Genomic DNA, 20072 nt, shown 5'->3' with positions numbered 1-20072 from the left:
ATGGCCAATGACTAATGACTATGAAATTACTAATTAGCAACGATGATGGCATTTCTGCCTTGGGGATTCGTACCCTAGCCAACTACTTGGCAGAGGCAGGCCATGATGTGAGTGTAGTTTGCCCAGATCGAGAGCGATCGGCAACTGGACACGGGTTAACTTTACACCAACCCATTCGCGCCGAAATTGTTGAAGGGATTTTTCATCCTGCTATCAAAGCTTGGGCTTGTGATGGTACGCCTTCAGATTGCGTCAAATTGGCACTGTGGGCTTTGCTCCCGACTCCCCCCGATTTGGTTCTTTCTGGCATTAATCAAGGTGCGAATTTGGGAACTGAAATTCTGTATTCCGGCACAGTTTCGGCGGCAATGGAAGGTTTAATTGAAGGCATTCCCAGCATAGCGCTTAGTCTTATGAGTCACATATCTAAAGACTTTCAACCTGCTGCTAAGTTTGCCAAAATTCTCGTAGACCAGTTAGCCCAAAAACCTCTGCCAGATTTAATGTTGCTCAACGTCAATATTCCTGCTGTGAAGTGGGAAGAAATTGCCGGAGTTACTCTCACCCGTCAAGGAGTGCGGCGTTACATTGATGTGTTTGATAAACGAGTCGATCCTCGTGGAAAAACGTACTACTGGTTAACTGGAGAGGTAATTGAGGATGTGGAACCCCCAACTGGATTAAATCTGCCTCAAAATGTACCTACAGATGTGCAGGTTGTACGTAAAAACTACATCAGTATCACCCCGTTACAATACAATCTTACCTACGCAACTGGGCTAGATAAATTGTCTGAGTGGGAATTCAATTTTCAATGAATCATTTGATATATCAGGACAAAATTAGGGTTATTCAAATGCATTATAAAAAAATGTAGGCTATAACGTAGGTGCACTCTTGAAATAACCGATACACATCCATCCCAAAAGTTGGAAAATTCTAGTTGAGACTATCTCATCCACATTTACACAATCAGTCAGAAACAGGGTATGCTGTTTTACCAAGAAATCCTCCCTTTAGCAAAATTGGTCAGACAGCATAAACTTAGACAAAATAAGTAACAATTTTTCCAATTATCGCCCGCTCAGTCCAGCAAGCAACACCCATGTCTAGGATAGAGAACCAGTTTACCGTACAATTTTGGGGCGTTCGCGGCAGCATCCCCAGCCCAGGGCCACACACCGTTCGTTACGGCGGTAATACCCCTTGCATATCAATGCAAGCGGGCGATAAACGCTTAATTTTCGATGCAGGCACGGGACTACATGTTTTGGGGCAATCTTTGTTGCGCCAAATGCCGTTAGAAGCTCACATATTTTTTACCCACTCTCACTGGGATCACATGCAGGGTTTTCCCTTCTTTACCCCAGGATTTGTGAAGGGGAATGACTTTCATATCTACGGCGCGATCGCACCTGATGGTTCTACCATAGAACAGCGCCTCAATGACCAGATGTTGCACCCGAACTTTCCCGTACCCTTGCAGATTATGCAAGCAAATTTAAATTTCTACGACATTCGACCGGGACAACCAATACACATCGATGACCTTACGATTGAAACAGCACCTTTAAATCATCCAGGTGAAGCTGTAGGATACCGTGTCAATTGGCGTGGTGGTGCTGCTGCTTATATTACTGATACCGAACATTTTCCCGACCGACTCGATGATAATGTGCTGTGGCTAGCTCGTAATGCTGACATTCTGATTTACGATTCCACTTACACAGATGAAGAATACCATTGCTCAAAAAGCCCAAAAATTGGCTGGGGACATTCTACCTGGCAAGAAGCAGTGAAAGTGGCACAAGCTGCTAACGTCAAAACTCTGGTGATTTACCACCATGACCCCGCGCATAATGACGACTTTTTGGATTGTGTAGGCAAAGAAGCAGCTGCGAAATTTCCTGGGGCGATCATGGCACGGGAAGGAATGGTACTTCAGGTTGCCACCTCACTTTCCTTATCAGAATCTTTTCCTGTTAGCAAATTTTCTACTTAAGAATTGCGATCGGAGGAATTGGAGATTTTAGATTAGATTGGTGATCAGAAGCTTTCAGCGCGAGAGCGTACCTGTTGGCTGCACCGTGAGACAGCGCTGCCCAGAGTTGTCACGCCGACCACAGGATAAGGGCGACAACAGGAGGACACACTTTATAGCACTAACACAACCCAGATACCTACAGACGCCCTCTCTTGCGGCTGCTCGGAGGGTGAAAGAGGCAGGGGGCAGGGGGCAGGGAGCAGGGGGAAATGACCCGATCGAGAACTGCTGTGGAGCAGAACGGAACATGGGTCTGAGTCCCCCAATTCTATTAAGTGGTTCTCGTACCCTATGGGAAGCGGGCGCAATATCTGGGGTCGAATCTCAATTCTTTTGTATCCCCCTGCTCCCTGCTGCCTGTTCCCTTGCTTCTTGTTCAACACTAAACTAGAGCTTTTTTAGCTCTGGTATTTGGGGTTATCTGGACTTAGCAATTAGCTGTGAAGCTAACTGCACAAGAAACCATCTTGGGCAACTTACCGTGGCTTAGGCTTTTGGCTGATAGCTAAAAAGGGTGGCATCAACACTCTGGCTGATAGCACAAGACCTCATGGGCAGTTGGTGGAAGTTCAGACCGTCTACAAAAGCTGTCCTCCTCAAAGCGGTTTACCATAGGGTAGCTTCCTGCTGATAGCTAAAATAAACCTAAAATCTCAGAATCCACGTGCTAAATTTGTCTAAAAATGGGTGTTCTGTGTGGGTTGCTTCTTCGAGCGAAGGGCTGCTAACGCCGACTGCTGTTGCCCTTGGCAAGTTTGATGGTGTTCATCTTGGTCATCAAAGGGTAATTCAACCAGTCTTGCACGCTGGCGGTCAGTTGTCAGTAGCTAGTAACCCCCAGTTAAACGAAAATCAACAACTGACAAATAAAGAATATACCTACTCAACAGTTGTCACCTTTGACCCCCATCCACAGGAGTTTTTTACAGGACAACCCCGCACTCTGTTAACGCCATTGGATGAAAAAGTCCAACAATTGCGATCGCTTGGGGTAGAACAACTGGTATTACTACCCTTTGACAAAGAATTGTCTGCTTTGACCCCTGAAGAATTCGTCGAAAAAATTCTTGTGCAACAATTGCGATGCCAGCAAATTAGCATCGGGCAGGATTTTTGTTTTGGCGAAAAACGCAGTGGTACTGCCAAAGATTTGCAATTAATTGCCGCCAAGCATAATATCCCTGTTACCATCGTTCCCTTACAGACTTATACAGGTGACTCGCCCACCCAAAGCAGTTGCGTCAGTAATACTCCGGCTCAAGATGCCCGCATTAGCACTTCATTGATCCGCCAAACCCTTGAGCACGGCGACATCGAAAACGCAAATCTACTACTAGGACGCCCCTACGCTCTCCTTGGTGTTGTCGTTCAAGGTCAACAATTGGGCAGAACAATTGGCTTTCCCACCGCCAACCTCCAACTACCAAAAGAAAAGTTTTTGCCCCGCCAAGGAGTTTATGCTGTCCGCGTTTTCACTCTCAGTGAAACATCAGATGCCGCTTCTAGTGAGAACTTGGGTGTAATGAATATCGGTAACCGCCCAACTGTAAATGGTACTTATTCATCTGCGGAAGTACATTTATTCGATTGGTCTGGTGATTTGTATGGTAAAAAACTGGCTGTGCACCTAGTTAAATTTTTGCGCCCAGAACAAAAATTTCCTTCTCTAGAAGCCCTGAAAACACAAATTCAACTTGACTGCGTTGTTGCTAGAGAAGTTTTGAGTGCTTAGTGGGAACAATAGATAGGGCATTGGGCGCGGGAGGCAGAGGGGCAGAGGGGCAGAGGGGAAAAACTAAACTTACTGCAACTTCTCCTCTGCTCCCCTGCCCCCCTGCCCCCCTGCTTCCCCACTCCCCACTCCCCGCACCGCATGAGAGAAAAAATTGACGCCTTAACACAAAATCTAGCTCTTACCATCGTTGGCAAAACTGAGGCAATACGCTTAGTGCTAGTAGCCTTGCTAGGTGGTGGTCATGCCCTTCTAGAAGATGTCCCTGGTGTTGGTAAAACCCTGCTCGCTAAATCCCTAGCTCGTTCGCTGGATGGCAAGTTTCAACGCCTACAATGCACTCCCGATTTACTGCCAACTGACATTACTGGCACCAACATTTGGAACCCAAAAAGCGGCGAATTTACTTTTCTTCCCGGGCCAGTCTTTGCTAATGTGCTGTTGGCTGACGAAATTAACCGCGCTACACCCCGCACTCAGTCAGCTTTACTGGAAGTTATGGAAGAGTATCAGGTAACAGTCGATGGTGTCTCTCGTGCAGTTCCCCAGCCGTTTTTTGTGATTGCTACTCAAAACCCTATCGAGTATCAAGGTACTTTTCCCTTGCCGGAAGCGCAAATGGATCGGTTTATGTTGTCGTTGAGTTTGGGCTATCCTTCCGAGACAGAAGAATTCCAAATGCTGCAAAATCTCCAAAATGGTGTGAAGGTTGCTGATTTGCAGCCTTGTATTACCTTGGCAGAAGTCCAAGAATTGCGTTACCTCTGCTCTCAAGTAAAAGTGGCAACTTCCTTGCAACAGTACATCCTCGAATTGGTGCGGACAACACGCCAAGATGAGGAAATCGCCCTTGGCGTCAGCCCGCGCGGCACACTAGCATTACAACGGGCTGCCAAAGCGCTAGCTTTTCTATTAGGGCGTGATTATGCCATCCCGGATGATGTGAAATTTCTCGTCCCTCACGTTCTTTGCCATCGGCTTATTCCCAGAGGAGGACGCAATGCAAGAACTGTTGTTGAACGATTATTGCGATCGGTTTCTATTCCTTAATATAAAAAAGGTAGACAACAGTATTGCTTTCTCTTGAAAATGCTATTAACCCAAGTTGCGGGTTATCAAATACAAATTTACTATTTCAGGCGATCGCACATGGTATAGCAGTTTGCAGTTGAGTCCAATACAGACCTAACCCCCAACTCCTTCTCTACTAGAGTTGGGGAGTAAGGCTCAAAAGCTCTCTCCTTTTAAGAGTGAGGTCGAAAGTGTACTGCAACCAAGCGAGAAGCGCTATGTCAGAGACTGGGAACGAGATCGTACCAAATTCTGAATTTAATTAGACGCGCCCTTTCCTGCTACTGTAAAAATTATTTCCTCCAGCGTTTGGAGTAATTCTTGCTCGTTGTAAGGTTTAGAAAAGTAAGCTCGCGCACCCAATTGCATGGCCAGTTGCCGATGTTTATTGCTGCTACGAGAAGTCAGCATAGCAACTGGAATATTTTTTGTATCAACGTCTGAATTTATCTTACCTAAAAAGCCATAACCATCAAGGCGAGGCATTTCAATATCGCAAATTACTGCCTCAACTCTCAATCCACTATGGAGTTTTTCTAAGGCATCTTGACCGTCTTTAGCTTGTTCTACTTGATATCCTCCTTTTTCAAGGGTTAGGGCTAAAAAGCGGCGAACATTAATCGAGTCATCTACGATTAAAATTGTGCCTTTCTGCTTAACAGAGGCTGCTGATATTTTGTCTTCATCAAAGATTAGGAACGGTGTCTTTAACCTTGCTGATGGTAATTGAGTGCCTCTGGGAGTGCGCCGATTGGTAGCAATCCAATACAGCAACTCATTGACATTAACTAGTGGCACTACTCGACCATCACCAAGAATTGTGCAGTTGCTGAAACCTTCAGGTAAAGGTATATTTCCCTCAACTTGGCGAATAGCAACTTCCTGTTCGCCCCAGCAACGGTCTATTTGGATCGCTACTGGCTGATTATTACCTTTAACTACTAAGACGCTGTTAGCATTAATTGCTGGCGGAGTCTCCAACTCTGGGCTATCGTAACGCAGGCAATTAAACTCTAAGTAGTGAATCAAGCGAATCAGTGGCAGCATGGTTCCTTGCCAATTTAAGACTTCGCTACCTGCCATTTGGAAAACTCGCTCGTTTTGGAGTAAGGATATTTCTGAAATGACATCTGTGGGAAATGCCAATAGCATTTTGTTGATTTCTACCAGCAGAACTCGGGCGACGGAAAGGGTAAATGGTACTGATAGGGAGAAGGTAGTACCAACTCCTGGTTCCGTATCAACTTTGACATCTCCTCGAATCAGTTTCAGGTTGTTGCGAACTACATCCATACCGACACCGCGACCAGATAATGCTGTGACTTGCTCGGAGGTGCTAAAACCTGGTTCAAAAATTAGTGATAATAGTTCTTCATCACTAGCATTAGCAAGTAGAGAAGCATCCAATCCCATAGCTAGGGCGCGGGTGCGAATTTTCTCCAGAGAAATGCCCCAACCATCATCACGGATAGTAATGATAGTGCGATTACTGCGGTGAGTAGCTGTAATTTCAATCAATCCTTGTTCTGGTTTACCCAGAAGGCGGCGGGTGGCAGAGTCTTCGATACCATGATCGAAGGCGTTCCTTAATAGGTGCATTAAAGGTTCGTTTAATGCTTCTAAAATGCTGCGTTCTATTAAAGTGTTGCCACCTTCAATTTTTAACTGGACATTTTTCCCATACTCTACATTTAAATCGCGCAAAGCTCTAGGAAAACGTTCGACTAAATCGGACAGCGGTCGCATCCGAATGTGATTTAGTTTTGTCTGTAGCTGTTTCGATGTTTTGTTTAGTTTCCGAGCAATTTGGTCTGTATCATCTACACTGAGTTGCACATCATTTGTGACTTCCTGTACTTGAACAATGGTTTCCATAACTTCCTGCGATCGCAGGTTTAAATCGTTATAGCGATCCATTTCTAAAGCATCAAATTCTCTCTCTGTACCTTGTGTTTGATGGCTATTTTCAGCTTGCAGGCGCAGCCCAGCAGAGATGGCAGCTTGAGTAGATATTTTGTCGTAGACTATACGTAATTCCTGGTTTTCTCGGTCGAGAACTTGGACTCGCTGGTTCAGGTTACGAACGAGTTTGCGTAATCTTTCTAGTTGCGAGTTTAACCCATTTCGCTGAACAATCAGTTCGCCAAATAAATCATTAATTTGCTCTAGTTGTTTGCTGGGAACGCGAACGCTATTTTCGTGACTTTCCCGCTCTTTAGCAACACCATTTGCCTCTCCTTTGCCTTCGCCAAATCTGGCATCTGTAGAATTATTTTCTCTAGCAAATATTGGATTATGCTCAGTGACATTCACAGCATTTACGTCATCTGTAAATTCTGCATCTACAAATGTAAAATTAGCTGCAATTGCTTCATCTTTAGTTATTTCTGGTTGCCAAAAAGATGTTGACGCTACTTCTGTATCGAGGATAGCGGTGTCATCTGTATATGTGGCGATTAACTGTGGGATTACTTCTGCTTGTAATAGCGGTTGGGCTTGAGTATAACTACTTAATTCAAGTTCTGTAGGCAGGTTATCTAGTTGATTTGTCAGCACCAAAGCTTGCGATCGCCGCCATGCTTGCAATGCTAACTGGGCAATTTCGGGAATGCGCGAGTTACTAACAGTTTCTAATTGCTGTGTTACTGACTCACAAAGCTTGGTAAAAGCTGCCAACTGGAGCATTTCCCCTAAACCGCCCAATTCAGCTGCCATGATCGTAACTTCTTCATGCAATCCGGGCTGTTCGCTATCTGCCAATATAGATTCTAGACGCTGCAAACACTCTTCTACTTCTGTTGCAAATAGCAGGGGGATAACGTCTTGGCCATCTTCTGGGGATAGCATTGTTGAGGCATCCTCAGGGGTGGGGTCGCCCAAGCGATCGTGCAATTCATCAAAAATTGGGTAACAAAAGGTTGCTAACCACTGATCTTCGACAACATTTCCTTCTGCAAGCAATTCTACAATCTGACGCAGCCAGTCAACTCCAGATAGCAATAAACTTTGCAACTGCGTATCAATTTCTAGAGAATTTTTTTTAGTTTTTAAAACTTTAAATGAATCTTCCAGCCGGTGAGATAAATCACTTAGCGATTTAAATCCCATCATCCCCGCGCCACCTTTGATAGAATGAGTGGCGCGGAGTGCAGCATTAATTTTATCCAAATCGATGCGGTTAGTAGTATCGATTTCTAGCAATACCCCTTCTAGGGTATTTAAGTAATCAGTTGCTTCTTCCAGAAACTGCATCTGGATTTCAAGTTCTTTGTCTTGTAACATGGTTATTGTTAATAGTCATTTGTCACTTGTCATTTGTCATTTGTCAGTAGTAAGTGGTGAAAAACAAACAACTGACAAATGACCACTAACTAACTTTGAAAGCCTCGACAGTCTCTTGCAACTGCTGGGAAATCTCCACAGTTTGTTGCAGAGATTCGGAAACTTGGCGAGATGAATCGCTGGTGCGTTTTGATATAGCCGCGATATCTTTCATCAGGTGGCTAACACTTTGCGATGTTTCAACCTGAGATGCAGTTGCAGTGGAAATCGACTGTACTAAGGAGTCAATTTGAGACGATACATCCAAAATTTGACTCAGGCTTAGTTTAGCCTCCTCCACAATTCGAGTCCCTTCTACCACTTGAGTAGTTCCTATTTCCATCGCCTGCACCACTTCACTGGTTTCTCGTTGGATATTTTCAACAATTTGTTCAATTTCTTGGGTTGCTGCGGCACTCCTGACTGCTAATTCGCCGACTTCTTCAGCTACTACGGCAAAACCTTGACCTTCTTCACCCGCACGCGCTGCTTCAATACCAGCGTTGATGGCAAGTAAGTTAGTTTGAATAGCTATTTGGTTAATTAAGGAAACTACGCGAGAAATTTGTTGCGAAGATTCTCCCAAACGTTTCACTTTCTTAGCAGTTTCACCAACGGTTTCCCGCAAAGACAGGATATTTTGTACTGTCAAATCCATTGCATGTCCGCTCTTGGTGGCGGTTTGAGCGGCATTGTTGGCAATGAAGGCAGCTTTTTCGGCGCTTTCGGCTACGGTCTTCATCGATTGGGTCATTTGGTCAACAGCATCGAGGGTGCGGTTGATTTCGGCAGCTTGAGTCAGTGCTTCCTCTGCTAGGTGACGGATGGCTCCTTCGTTAGATCCAATGGCAGTATTTACATGGATAGCAGCTTGTTTAACTTGGGTAACAATATCCCGGAGGCTTTCCACAATGGAGTTGAAAAAGTCGGCAACAGTGCCTATTTCTCCAGCAGTTACGTCTGCACGTACTGTCAAGTCGCCTCTGGCTGCACCTTCTACATCGTTTAGCAGTTCTAAAAGTTGCTGTTGCAGTGTTTCTTTTTCTTGCCGTTCTTCGTCTGAACCGGTTACGGCAACATTTCTGACTTGTTCTATCTGTTCTAATAACTTGGCTTGTTCTAAGGCATAGCCGGTTTGAGTTGCTATCTGTTGAAATAAGTCAATTTCCGGCTGTTGCCAAACACGAGGAGTTTCGCAATTATGAGCAATTAATAAGCCTAAAAGTTGCTCTTGGGCAAGAATTGGTACGATCAAATGACCTTTGACAGCAAATTTTTCCAAAAGTTGGATGTAACCGTCAGCATTTTTCAGGCTTTGATCTTGATGAATGTTGGCAACTGCTTGCACCTGTCCATCGCGATCGGTTTCTAGATAACGTTCCCGAAAATAGGGTTCGTTAATTTGCACTCCGAGCATTTCCGGCCAATTACCAGTTACCGATTCAGCAACGACAACGCCATCCTTAGTATCTGGATTCAAACTATAAATGATTACCCGGTCTGTTTTTAGCGCTCGATGAACTTCTTTGACTGCTGCTTGATAAATATCTTCAGTTTTGAGAATTCTCCGAATTCGTAGGGTAATATCTGCTAGTAATTTTGCCCCTTCAACGTCCAGTTCTTGTTCCTTGACTAAGACCTGTAATTGTTCGGCCATCTGGTTGATATTTGCACTCAATAACCCTAATTCGTCTTCTCTTTCAACTTGCAGACGGGTATTGAATTTACCTTGACCTAGCTTTGCTAATGCCGTAGTCGCATTCAGAATTGGCTGTGTAGTCAGTTTAGCTAACCAAGATGCGATCGCACCCACAATAAATGCTGTCAGTGCTGTGCCGATGCCTATAGTCCACAACAATTGTCTTTGCGGCTCAAATACAACTGCTGTGTCTGTAGATAAAAGTACTTGCCAATTTAAATCTGGTAAGCCATCTAGGGTACTAGCTGGTACGTAGCTAACTAATTCTTGTTTTTTGTCAGTTTTAGGGACTTCTATAAAACTATCTACCTTTTTGGCTGCTAGCAGTTTAGGTAAACTAGAATACTCTCCCTTTGCCTCTTTCCCCAATAATCCCTGTTGGGGACTCAAGAAAACTTTTCCCGAAGCATCGAGCAAATGGTATTGTTGTCCATTAGCTACGTAGTTTTTAATCACTTCCTCTAAAGATTTTACGGGCATACGTGCTTCTACCACGCCAATAGTTTGCCCCGTCCTCGTCTCTTTCACGGGTGCAGCTATATAAATACTCATTACACCAGTATTTTTTGCTGCTTCTGGGTTACTGATGACAGGAGTATCTTTTTGTAGAGCGTCTTGAAAATAGGTACGGTCTTTTTGATTTTCCAGCGGTTCGCCTGTAGATTGCACAATCAAGTTACCTTGGCGATCGAAAACAGCAATACTGTCATAAGCTTTGTAGGCTTCAACAACTCGATCTAGAACTGCTTGCTTTTCTTGAGTAGTAATACTTACACCAGCTTGGGGACTTGTCAAAAATAGCAAGTTTGATATTACCTGAATATCACCGTAGCGTCCCAACATAAAGCGGTTAACTTTATCGCTTAAACCAGTGGCTTCAGCTTGTTGAGATTGAGTAATTTGCTTAGTAATAGATTTGTTAGCAAAACTAAAAGCGATCGCGCCTATGCCCAAAACTGGTATTGTACCGATTGCGATCGCTAAAATAGTCGCTTTCTTAACCAATCCTAACCTTGTAAAAGGGCTAAAAAATTGATTTGAAGAAGAATTATTAACAGTTTCAGTAGTCGGCTTTGTTGGTAGCTTTACTACAGTCCCGATGGCTTTTTGGGATGAAATCAGTGATGCTCGGTTTTGAGCGCCACTACCTTGATTCGTGTTGCTTTTATTAAACATAAAAGTAGTTCTCCAAAGTATGTGAATAAGAACACTAAAAATCTTTTTTAGTAGTACACCCTAATCACTGCGGAGAATAGAAGACTGCACAATCGCCTGTGCATCTAACACCAGTAAAATTTCTTCCTGTTGCACAACGCACCCACATAAATAAGGAACTAAACTGGATGCTACTTGTCCTATAGGAGAATGAATAGCATCAGCTACGAACCTAGTTGTACCTTTTATTTCTTGTACAACTAAGCCCAACACCAATGATTCCACTCGGATAACGATCGCATTGTACTGTCGCAATCGATAATCTAAAGATTCTAAATTGAGCATTCTTGGCAAATCGACTACCCAAATTATCCGACTCCGCCAATTCATTAATCCTAATATGCAGGGTGGCATACTGGGCATCGAGGTGATAGCTTCAACAGGCACAATAATTGCTTCTTGCGTATGCCTCATTGATAAAACAGCAGCAGTCTGTTGATTTAGCTGAAACTTAAGATAACCATCTGCTAAGTTGTTTTCGGTTGTTGTTGGAGAAAGATTAATATTTGTACTAGTCATTGATTCAAATTACCACTGATTTAATAGTACGTAGGAGAAGTTCGCGGGTATAAGGTTTAGTTATATAGGCATCTGCACCTTGTCTCATCGCCCACAAACGGTCAATTTCTTGATTTTTGGAACTACAAATCACAATCGGCACTTTCGCAGTAATCGGATTTCTTCTCAGAGAACGACACAATTCAAATCCGCTCATTTCTGGCATTACTACATCAGTAACGATCGCATCTGGTTTTTCTAACACAGCTTTTTCTAAACCCTCTTTCGCACCACTTGCTTTAATTACGTTGTAACCGCTCTCTTTGAGATAATGGCTCATTAATTCCAATTCGCTGGGAGAATCTTCTACAATCAGAATTGTGCCAAGCAAAGTCAGGCTCACTATTAAATCTCCTAAAAAAATAAATTAAACATATTAACTTTGTTATTGTTTAAATCAACCAATGTGCTTAAAAACTATTTTTAGCAATTCTGATTGTGTAAAAGGCTTAGTCAAATATCCTGACGATCTGACCATTTTGGCCTTTGCCCTGTCGATAAATCCTGTTCTGCCAGTCACCATAACGATCGGTGTATTTTTAAAAGCTGAATGTTTCCGTAATAAGGAACATAGCTCATAGCCATCTAAACTTGGCATTTCGACATCTAGCAAAATCAGATCGGGCTTACTCCGGAGAATTTGCATTAAAGCTTTTACCGGATCGTTGATAGTCACAACTGAAAATGTGTTTTCATCCAAAAAGTGCTTGATGGAATTCAAAACTGTTTGGCTATCATCGATGCAGGCAATTGTATATAGTTTTTTGGCAACAGGTGGCTGAATAGTTTTATTATTCTCAGGAATGTCAAAATTAATTGGTTTCGGCAATTTTTGCCCAATTTTTATTTGCAGTTGTGGCTGAATTTGAGAGGGTTGTGTTGTAGACAAAACTTGAGAACCCCCACCAGCCGGAACTGATGACTGGATATTTTGCCGAGTTCGTAACTGCTTTTGACAATGTTCAACAAGTAACCGCAAATCCAGGCGACAGAACTTTGGTAGTTCATCCAAAGAGCTTTCCGGACTGAATTCATAGCTACCTTCTTTTAAACACAGAAATGATTCCAGTACTTCTTTTGCCAATTCGTCTATCAGGCTTGCTGCTTGGACAGAGGTAATATAGTCCTGATTTACTAACCAACAAATAGCTTGGTAATCCGCATTTGGTATTGATTGATGTTCATTCTTCGTCTCAAACATCAGCCGCATCTGCACGCGAGTGGCGCTGTTGAGAGCAGGAATTTGCTGACTCAAGCGTCGCAAGTGACTGTCAAGGCGCTCAAATACTTTATCTGAATAGGAGGCATAAGTAAGTTTACCGTCCTCTAGATAAATTGACCAAGAAACTATCCCGGTAAATATACTTAAGCAGCCCGTAGCATGGCGATTGGTTAATTGTGCCAACAGAGATAGCGGATGTAGTTTCTGGAACAACCTGTAGCTACCTATAGGAGTTGTGCTCATTTTGCTTTTACTTCAGCTAAATTCAATACATGTAAGCTAAATTCGTGCTGAGTTATTCCCCAATTTAAATCAAGTAAAAGGCATTAAACTTTTGTATTTTAAAGTACATCAGTTTCCATTTAGCTTTGTGGTGAAACTCAACGACAGTAGGGTTCTTTTCAGATGAGAAATCTTAGTAAATTCGTAAATTGCGATCGATTTACTTGCTGTTACTGAGATTTATATACATCTTGCAAGAATAAGACATAAAAATGCCAAGAGTAGATGAAGCCACTTTCCATTGAGTAACCCCAATCTGACCACAGGAATAATACTGATTTTATTGGCGGTAATATATTTGAACTTCTGTATTTACACTTAAGTAAAATCTAATTTTGAACTATCTAAGGACTGATAAAGCCACTTTGCATTGAGTAAGTTCAACTTGACCACAGCAATAATACTGAATCATTGGCAATAATAAATTTATTTTTTGAATTTCACACTTAAAAACGTAGATTGAACAGTATGCAAAACTTATCTTTTGTAGCGACAGTGTAATGCACCGAAAGCACTCGAAATGCTGTATTAGGGAGGTAACGCACTCTAGCTACGAAAATTGTAGGTTATTAAGTCCACGTTTTTTATATTTGAAACTATGCTGGCTGAATAGATTTTTATTTAAGCACTCAATATTTAAATAGGCTGGTAATTATACTTAAAATTTTAACTCAAGTATCAGTACCAGCCTAAATAAGGCAATTTAATTTGTTACAAGTGCGGATGAAAGGACTTGAACCTTCACTCCTTTCGGAACTAGAACCTAAATCTAGCGCGTCTGCCAATTCCGCCACATCCGCATCAGTTTATTATCATACCATAAGAAATTATTTTTGGGAATAGGGAATAGGGGATGAGAAACCAAGGGAGAAAACTTTTCCCTCTGCCCCCCGCACCCTGCCCCTCTGCCTCTTTTCAATGCCCAATTACATGACTGCAACACGAGGCAGACGATGCTTGAAGCCGCAGAGAATTTCCCAGGAGATAGTGTTTAGCTGTTCTGCCCAATCGTCGGCTGATATTTGTTCTTTTCCCTGTTCCCCTAGCAAGGTGACTACTTCTTCTTCTTGGATATTGGGTATGGCACTCACATCCAGCATCAACTGATCCATTGTAATTGTCCCAATTTGCGATACCCGCTGACCGCGAATTAACGCCTGCATTTTGTTGGAAAGACTGCGAGGAACACCGTCAGCATAGCCAATTCCCACGACGGCGAGACGAAGTTCGCGCGGGGCAATAAATTTATGGCCGTAGCTAACAGCTGTTCCTGCGGCAATAGTTTTAACTTGAGTGACTCGTGCTTTAAGTTGCAAAACGGGCTTGAGGTCGATCGCATTTTGTAAATGGGTTGCTGGGTAGAGTCCGTAAACGGCTAAACCTACTCGCACAATGTCGTAATGCAATGCCGAATTTGTGAGTGCAGCGGCTGAGTTTGCCAAGTGCAAGCAGGGCGGTTGGATTCCTATTGCTTTGATTTGGGCGATCGCTTCCTCAAATCGTTTATGCTGTTCTTCCATTACCGTCGGATCGGGATCGTCTGCTGTTGCCAAATGGGAATAAATACTGGCAATGGAAAGATGTGGTAACCGCTGCACTAATTGCACAAATTCGCCAGCTTCCTGCCAATTAGTTCCCAACCTAGACATTCCCGTGTCTAATTTGATGTGTACGGGCACTGGAGAACCATAATTTATCGATTCCAGAGTATCAGAAAATACCAAAGCTTGTTTAGAGCTACAGATTGTAGGCTGAAGTTTCCAGTGTGCGATCGCATGAATCTGCTCTGGTGTATGAGTTGCCCCTAAAATCAAAATGGGCGCTTGAATGCCACCTTCTCGCAATTGAATAGCTTCTGGAACTGTAGCGACTCCCAGCCAACTAGCTCCGGATTGAATTACGGTTTGGGCAACTGTTACCGCCCCATGTCCATAGGCATCAGCTTTTACTACTGCCATCAACTGGGTACGCGGTGATAAAAACTGCACCAATTGCTGTACATTGTACGACAACGCTCCTAAATCAATTTCTACCCAAGCTCGTTGCGAAAACCACGCGTAGGTGTCGCACTGCTGATTAGGATCTATACCAGGGATTTGTTTGCTACTTAACATTTGTACTGACTCCTATCCCACCACGGCTAAACTTTCAAGTCATCTATCTATACACGATCCTAAAAGCGAGAGCGGATTAAATAGGAAGTTTAACACCTTCATATTAGAATCAGATATCGCTGTCATTGGTTTTGCGATGAAGCTGATTATTTTGATACCACTCGCTAACCAAGGTGAATATTGTAAATGTCGCCGCTAATTAGAGACTTCTAAAAAAATAATCAATCGCTGAGTGAGCAGGGAGAGCAGGGGGAGTAGGGGGAAGAAAATATGTCCTAGTCCTTTTGGATGGAAAAATTGAGTAATTTAATTTTTGGAGTTCCCTTCTCTGAGCAGCCACCGTCTGGGCATTGATCAACCCACCATCAAATTGGGGGTTCGGTAGTAATAAGTAGCAAGTACTCTGCACTCAGTTGCGACTTATTAATTTTTGGTGCTGGTTTATCACAACTGACCAGATTAAAAAGAGATCGGTAGCGTTTCAGAAATTAACTATTGCTGGTTTGCCAATGGTATATGCGCTCACCAGTCCACTGCAAGCGCCTTTCAAAGCGATCTATTTGCCTTGCTTCTGGTAAAGGTAACCGCTTTGCTTGACGATATTTGAGATATTAAATAAATAAGATTTCTTCAAAGCATTAGTATAAAAAGTATTATATCGAGAGGCGTAGCGCAAGATGTAAAGCGCCCACACCCTAAGAATTATCATGCTTTTAAGCCTAAGTACCTTAAGGCAGACTACCTTCTCTACGAGACGCTAGGCAAATGTCCTTCTGCCTCGTGAATTCTAAACTTTTAATTTCTAACTCATAACTTAATTTCCCAATTATCCCGAAAGTATAATTTATTCTCATCTCCCTAGCGGGGTGTATTTGTGTTAACATTTATGTAAAGCTAACACCCTGAGCGCAGATAAATGGGGAAGGTTTTAGTCTTAAACGCCTCTTACGAACCTCTCAATATAACGAGCTGGCGTCGCGCTGTCGTTCTGTTAATTAAGGGCAAAGCAGAACGCGTGGAACACAACGGTAAATTCCTTTACTCGGATTTTCCGTTGCCGACCGTGATCCGGTTGCGTCATTACGTGCGTGTTCCTTATAAAGAAATTCCTCTGACTCGCCGAAATATATTGCACCGTGATAGTCATGCCTGTCAATACTGTGGTTACACAGGGGATGAGTTGACCCTAGACCATGTAATACCGCGATCGCGCGGCGGCGGCGATACCTGGGAAAACATTGTGACTGCTTGTGTCCGTTGCAATGTCAAAAAAGGCAGTCGGACTCCCCACGAAGCTCACATGCCTTTGCGTCATCCTCCCCGCCAACCTTATAGCAGTCTCTATTTCGAGGTCAGCAAACATCTTAAAAGTGGACTGCACACAGAGTGGCAAAAGTATGTTATAGGTCTCTGAGCAAAAAGCACAAGATCAAAGGAGAAAGAAGAAATACCTCTTTCTTTGGAACATAGCCAATTTAAGTTTAGTTATGGACTGTTAAAAGAATTGGCGGCTATATGGCTTGCAAGCAAGGCGAGTGCGTCAAACGTTAAGCCTCTACTTATGTATGGGGTTTCGCTTTTGCTCCTCGTCTTCCCTGCCTTATTCCACTAGGGTTCGCTCTAAATTATCAGAATTGTCAAAGGGGATATGAAACAGGCGTTATCGCTCAAAAATAATTGTTAGTTGCTCAATAGTCACAATTAATGAGAATATTGAGCATAAGAAGATTTTAAATATCAAGGACTAATCCTAAAGTATAAGATAGAAAGTGTACCCTAAGTCAGATAAAAATCCCCTGGGTTGAATTTCCAGAAGAGAAAAAAACTCCCAAAACAGATTTATGCTGCCAGATACAGCCCGATATACTAAATTTCCTTGCTGTATGCCTTCTAGTGGAATTTAGTTGATGTTAAGCGTTGTTACTGACAAAAAATATACTTAGATGTATAGTGCAATGTCTTGATATTTTTGCGAAGATCGGAATAATGTGGCTAAATTCAGTGAATTGCTGCTCGTAAGTATTTCTGAATTAAAGGAGCCTCACACTTTAAAAAAAGTTCCTTATGTACTTGAATTCTCCCGTTACTCAGTTTGAGAGTTTGTCGTTGACCAAAGAGCCAAACCCAGAGGAACCTGAAATCGAGAAAGCGCCAGTGGAAGTTGCATTTAAAAGCCCGTCATTACCGCCATCGGTAGGTGATGGGGCTATATATCTCAGTCACCGTGGTAATTCTCTGGCCCAACAAAAGTCAGAAGAACTGCAAAAAACCCTTCTGGCACACAGACACGATCGCCAACTGGTAATTCTGCAAGATTTTCCCGATCCTGATGCCCTTTCCTGTGCCTGGGCTTATCAGTTAATTGCCCAGCAATATGATATCAAATGTGAAATCATTTATGCTGGCGCATTAAGCCATCAAGAAAATATTGCCTTGGTAAGGCTGACTAATTTACCTATCCAACGCTGGACGCCGCAAACCTTGAAAACCAAGGATTTGTCATGTTATCAAGGTTTTGTATTAATTGATAACCAGGGAACCACTTCACAGCTACTGTCATCGGTGCAGCAGGCTGGAATTCCCCTAGTGGTACTGATCGACCATCACAGTATACAAGGCGATCTTCAATCAGAATTTGAGGATATTCGTCCTTATGTCAGAGCGACCGCAACAATTTTTACTCAGTACCTCCAAACGGGTTTATTGGCATTAGATACCAGCATAAATCAACACGTAAAATGTGCTACTGCCTTGATGCATGGCTTGCGATCGGATACAAATCGGTTAATGCAAGCGCAAGAAGAAGACTTTATGGCAGCTGCGTATTTAAGCCGATTTTATGATGCCCAATTGCTGAATGCCATTTTACAGGCGAACCGTTCCAAGCGGGTAATGGATGTGATCGAGCGATCGCTAAAAAATCGGATCGTCCAAAATAACTTTTCCATCGCTGGTGTTGGTTACTTACGCTACGATGACCGCGATGCCATCCCCCAAGCGGCTGATTTTCTCGTCACCGAAGAAAACGTCCACACCGCTGTAGTTTATGGCATTGTTCACGATGAAGACGAAGAACTAGAAATAGTCATCGGCTCCCTGAGAACCACCAAACTTACCCTCGATCCAGATGAATTCATCAAAGAAGCCTTTGGGCAAGATAGTGCCGGGCGATTTTTTGGCGGTGGAAGGACAAGCGCAGGCGGCTTTGAAATCCCGATGGGTTTCTTATCTGGCAGTAACGAAAATTCCGCCTATGCGAAAATGAAATGGGAAGTATTCGACACTCAAATTAAGCAAAAACTGCTGAGGTTGGTTAATCCCAGAGATAACCCGATTCAGTCAGAATAGAGGGAGAAGGAGATGGGCAGAACTCCTAACTCATCCAGCAATCAGAGTGTTTGGTCAGATAGCATCCCTAAGTCATTCACGATCGACATATTTCCCGACTTTTCTAAAAAGTCGGGAATTTTGGTCTTTTCACAGATGCTGAACTGATTGAGGATGTAGTTCGTACTTAATGCTAAGTAGGTAGGCACAAATAAAATTAACTTGTGCCTACCTATTTTATTTGCGAACAAGGAGCGTCATCAAGTCTATAGAACTGGAAATGTTACAAACTCTGTATGAGCAAGATTTTTGTGCGCGGGTAGAGCAGACAGCAGAGCTTTTGCAATTGCACCACTGGGACACGCTGGATTTAGAACACTTAATTGAGGAAGTGGTAGACATTGGGTAAAAGCCAACAACGGGCGTTGCAAAGTGCGTTGCGGTTGGTGTTGTCGCATTTGTTGAAGTGGAAGTATCAACCCAACGTCGCAGTCACAGTTGGCAAGTGACCATTACCCGTGAGCGACTGAATAATAGATGAATTGCTGCAAGAAAGTACTAGCTTGCGGCGTTTTTTTAATGATGCCGAGTGGATTAATACTACTTATCAGCGATCGCCTGTCCCTTTACTGTCGATCAGATTTTAGACTTAGACTTTTATCCTAACGCTGACCAATGATCGTAAGGTTATTTACCCTATAAGAACTGCTACGTTATACTCTAAATTGAGTAAATATACGGCTTATCTTTAGTATACTAAATGGCTAACATCATGACAATCATGATTAGTCATTTTTATATTTGATGGAAACTATAATTTTTCTTTGCAACGGTGAAGCAAAATATAACAGTGGACAAGGAATCATTAAAAATAGTAAACTTCCTGGCTTGATAAAGTCAGAAATTTCGTCAGGAGAATACTACGAAACATCCTGGAGTTGCTCGAATTCTAGATTCATACAGGTTGGAGATAGAGCCTACTTTCAGAGAAGCGGTAATACTGGCAATGAACCTAGTGGCTTTATTGCTGCTGGTCATATTATTGCAGCACCAAAAGATTATCAACTAAAGGTTTTAGATAGCAAAAAATATTCAGATTTAAGTGAAGCGTACATATCCGATAATGCTGGATGTTTTTTCGTTTACATTCAAATAGATTCAGTTGTTGATTTTGATTTCCCTCTGGAACAAAAAAATTTAAAAAAATTACCTCAATTTCAAGGTATAAATTTTAATTTTGGAGGTGGCGGTTGTAGATTCAATAGTAAAGCTGCTTCCTTTTTAGGTTTGTTGTTACGTGCTGATTTACACACCTTATTTGACTTAAATCTCATTGCCATTAATCCAAAAACAATGATGGTGCATATTTCCCCTATTCTTAAAAACACTGAGTATCAGTAAACCAAAAAGTTTTTCTCCAAAGAGCGATCGCTAAAACATTGGTAGTTTATAATACTAGTAAATACGTAATCCTCTAACCAGCAGAC

Annotated in this window: 16 protein-coding genes and 1 tRNA gene; 9 read left to right on the top strand and 8 right to left on the bottom strand. The window is 42.7% G+C overall.

Going from position 1 to position 20072, the window contains the following annotated elements; translation table 11 throughout:
- Positions 1-20 precede the first annotated feature (20 nt).
- The 4 genes from surE to V7L01_RS13280 all read left to right on the top strand — a co-directional run bounded on the left by surE (position 21) and on the right by V7L01_RS13280 (position 4826).
- The gene (surE, locus tag V7L01_RS13295; RefSeq protein ID WP_335035488.1) at positions 21-818 is read left to right on the top strand and encodes a 5'/3'-nucleotidase SurE; all 798 of its coding nucleotides are present in this window, start codon (positions 21-23) and stop codon (positions 816-818) included.
- A gap of 287 nt (positions 819-1105) precedes the next feature.
- Complete coding sequence (locus V7L01_RS13290; RefSeq protein ID WP_335035421.1) at positions 1106-2002, top strand: MBL fold metallo-hydrolase; 897 nt, start codon at positions 1106-1108, stop codon at positions 2000-2002.
- Between the two features lie 706 nt (positions 2003-2708).
- Entirely contained in the window at positions 2709-3776 is a 1068-nt protein-coding gene (locus V7L01_RS13285) for a bifunctional riboflavin kinase/FAD synthetase (RefSeq protein WP_335035418.1), read from the top strand.
- 141 nt (positions 3777-3917) lie between these two features.
- Positions 3918-4826: an AAA family ATPase gene (locus V7L01_RS13280; protein ID WP_335035416.1), complete on the top strand. Its 909-nt coding sequence runs from the start codon at positions 3918-3920 to the stop codon at positions 4824-4826.
- A gap of 279 nt (positions 4827-5105) precedes the next feature.
- Here the strand turns inward: V7L01_RS13280 and V7L01_RS13275 are convergent, their stop codons facing one another.
- From V7L01_RS13275 to alr, 7 genes are all read right to left on the bottom strand, one after another.
- The gene (locus V7L01_RS13275) at positions 5106-8129 is read right to left on the bottom strand and encodes a hybrid sensor histidine kinase/response regulator (RefSeq protein ID WP_335035414.1); all 3024 of its coding nucleotides are present in this window, start codon (positions 8127-8129) and stop codon (positions 5106-5108) included.
- A gap of 85 nt (positions 8130-8214) precedes the next feature.
- Positions 8215-11043 (bottom strand): methyl-accepting chemotaxis protein, encoded by a 2829-nt coding sequence (locus V7L01_RS13270; protein ID WP_335035412.1) that lies wholly within the window; start codon positions 11041-11043, stop codon positions 8215-8217.
- Positions 11044-11103: 60 nt separating this feature from the next.
- Complete coding sequence (locus tag V7L01_RS13265) at positions 11104-11601, bottom strand: chemotaxis protein CheW (protein WP_335035411.1); 498 nt, start codon at positions 11599-11601, stop codon at positions 11104-11106.
- Positions 11602-11605: 4 nt separating this feature from the next.
- Positions 11606-11983 carry a response regulator transcription factor gene (locus V7L01_RS13260; protein WP_335035409.1) on the bottom strand — a complete coding sequence of 126 codons (378 nt, stop codon included), beginning with the start codon at positions 11981-11983 and terminating at the stop codon, positions 11606-11608.
- 54 nt (positions 11984-12037) lie between these two features.
- Positions 12038-13105, bottom strand: coding sequence for a response regulator (locus tag V7L01_RS13255; RefSeq protein WP_335035407.1), 1068 nt, complete (start codon positions 13103-13105; stop codon positions 12038-12040).
- A gap of 757 nt (positions 13106-13862) precedes the next feature.
- Positions 13863-13944: transfer RNA gene (locus tag V7L01_RS13250), tRNA-Leu, on the bottom strand.
- Positions 13945-14070: 126 nt separating this feature from the next.
- Positions 14071-15258, bottom strand: a complete 1188-nt coding sequence (alr, locus tag V7L01_RS13245) for an alanine racemase (RefSeq protein ID WP_335035405.1) — start codon at positions 15256-15258, stop codon at positions 14071-14073.
- Positions 15259-16174: 916 nt separating this feature from the next.
- On the opposite strand from alr, the gene V7L01_RS13240 reads away from it, so the two are divergent.
- Together V7L01_RS13240 and V7L01_RS13235 are read left to right on the top strand one after the other, a co-directional pair.
- A complete protein-coding gene (locus V7L01_RS13240; protein ID WP_012411878.1) occupies positions 16175-16672 on the top strand; it encodes an HNH endonuclease in 498 nt (165 codons plus the stop codon).
- A 650-nt stretch (positions 16673-17322) separates the two neighbouring features.
- On the top strand, positions 17323-18606 hold the full coding sequence (locus tag V7L01_RS13235) for a DHH family phosphoesterase (protein WP_335035402.1): 1284 nt from the start codon (positions 17323-17325) through the stop codon (positions 18604-18606).
- Between the two features lie 41 nt (positions 18607-18647).
- Here the strand turns inward: V7L01_RS13235 and V7L01_RS13230 are convergent, their stop codons facing one another.
- On the bottom strand, positions 18648-18794 hold the full coding sequence (locus V7L01_RS13230) for a hypothetical protein (RefSeq protein ID WP_335035400.1): 147 nt from the start codon (positions 18792-18794) through the stop codon (positions 18648-18650).
- A 71-nt stretch (positions 18795-18865) separates the two neighbouring features.
- Here V7L01_RS13230 and V7L01_RS13225 point away from each other — a divergent pair, with 71 nt between their 5' ends.
- From V7L01_RS13225 to V7L01_RS13215, 3 genes are all read left to right on the top strand, one after another.
- Positions 18866-18994 carry a DUF29 family protein gene (locus V7L01_RS13225; RefSeq protein ID WP_335035398.1) on the top strand — a complete coding sequence of 43 codons (129 nt, stop codon included), beginning with the start codon at positions 18866-18868 and terminating at the stop codon, positions 18992-18994.
- Complete coding sequence (locus tag V7L01_RS13220; RefSeq protein ID WP_335035396.1) at positions 18987-19094, top strand: DUF29 family protein; 108 nt, start codon at positions 18987-18989, stop codon at positions 19092-19094. Before V7L01_RS13225 ends, V7L01_RS13220 begins: the two co-directional genes overlap by 8 nt.
- Positions 19095-19389: 295 nt before the next feature.
- Positions 19390-19986 (top strand): HNH endonuclease signature motif containing protein, encoded by a 597-nt coding sequence (locus tag V7L01_RS13215; RefSeq protein WP_335035394.1) that lies wholly within the window; start codon positions 19390-19392, stop codon positions 19984-19986.
- The last annotated feature ends 86 nt before the right edge of the window (positions 19987-20072 follow it).

The organism is Nostoc sp. (genome assembly GCF_036917095.1).
GTDB lineage: Bacteria > Cyanobacteriota > Cyanobacteriia > Cyanobacteriales > Nostocaceae > Nostoc.
The sequence above is the reverse complement of the archived record's forward strand: the minus strand, read 5'-3'. Positions and strand labels throughout refer to the sequence as shown.

Coding starts and splice junctions, on each gene's coding strand:
- surE (WP_335035488.1), top strand. CDS start 21: ATGAAATTACTAATTAGCAACGATGATGGCATTTCTGCCTTGGGGATT.
- V7L01_RS13290 (WP_335035421.1), top strand. CDS start 1,106: ATGTCTAGGATAGAGAACCAGTTTACCGTACAATTTTGGGGCGTTCGC.
- V7L01_RS13280 (WP_335035416.1), top strand. CDS start 3,918: ATGAGAGAAAAAATTGACGCCTTAACACAAAATCTAGCTCTTACCATC.
- V7L01_RS13275 (WP_335035414.1), bottom strand. CDS start 8,129: ATGTTACAAGACAAAGAACTTGAAATCCAGATGCAGTTTCTGGAAGAA.
- V7L01_RS13270 (WP_335035412.1), bottom strand. CDS start 11,043: ATGTTTAATAAAAGCAACACGAATCAAGGTAGTGGCGCTCAAAACCGA.
- V7L01_RS13265 (WP_335035411.1), bottom strand. CDS start 11,601: ATGACTAGTACAAATATTAATCTTTCTCCAACAACAACCGAAAACAAC.
- V7L01_RS13255 (WP_335035407.1), bottom strand. CDS start 13,105: ATGAGCACAACTCCTATAGGTAGCTACAGGTTGTTCCAGAAACTACAT.
- alr (WP_335035405.1), bottom strand. CDS start 15,258: ATGTTAAGTAGCAAACAAATCCCTGGTATAGATCCTAATCAGCAGTGC.
- V7L01_RS13240 (WP_012411878.1), top strand. CDS start 16,175: ATGGGGAAGGTTTTAGTCTTAAACGCCTCTTACGAACCTCTCAATATA.
- V7L01_RS13235 (WP_335035402.1), top strand. CDS start 17,323: ATGTACTTGAATTCTCCCGTTACTCAGTTTGAGAGTTTGTCGTTGACC.
- V7L01_RS13225 (WP_335035398.1), top strand. CDS start 18,866: ATGTTACAAACTCTGTATGAGCAAGATTTTTGTGCGCGGGTAGAGCAG.
- V7L01_RS13215 (WP_335035394.1), top strand. CDS start 19,390: ATGGAAACTATAATTTTTCTTTGCAACGGTGAAGCAAAATATAACAGT.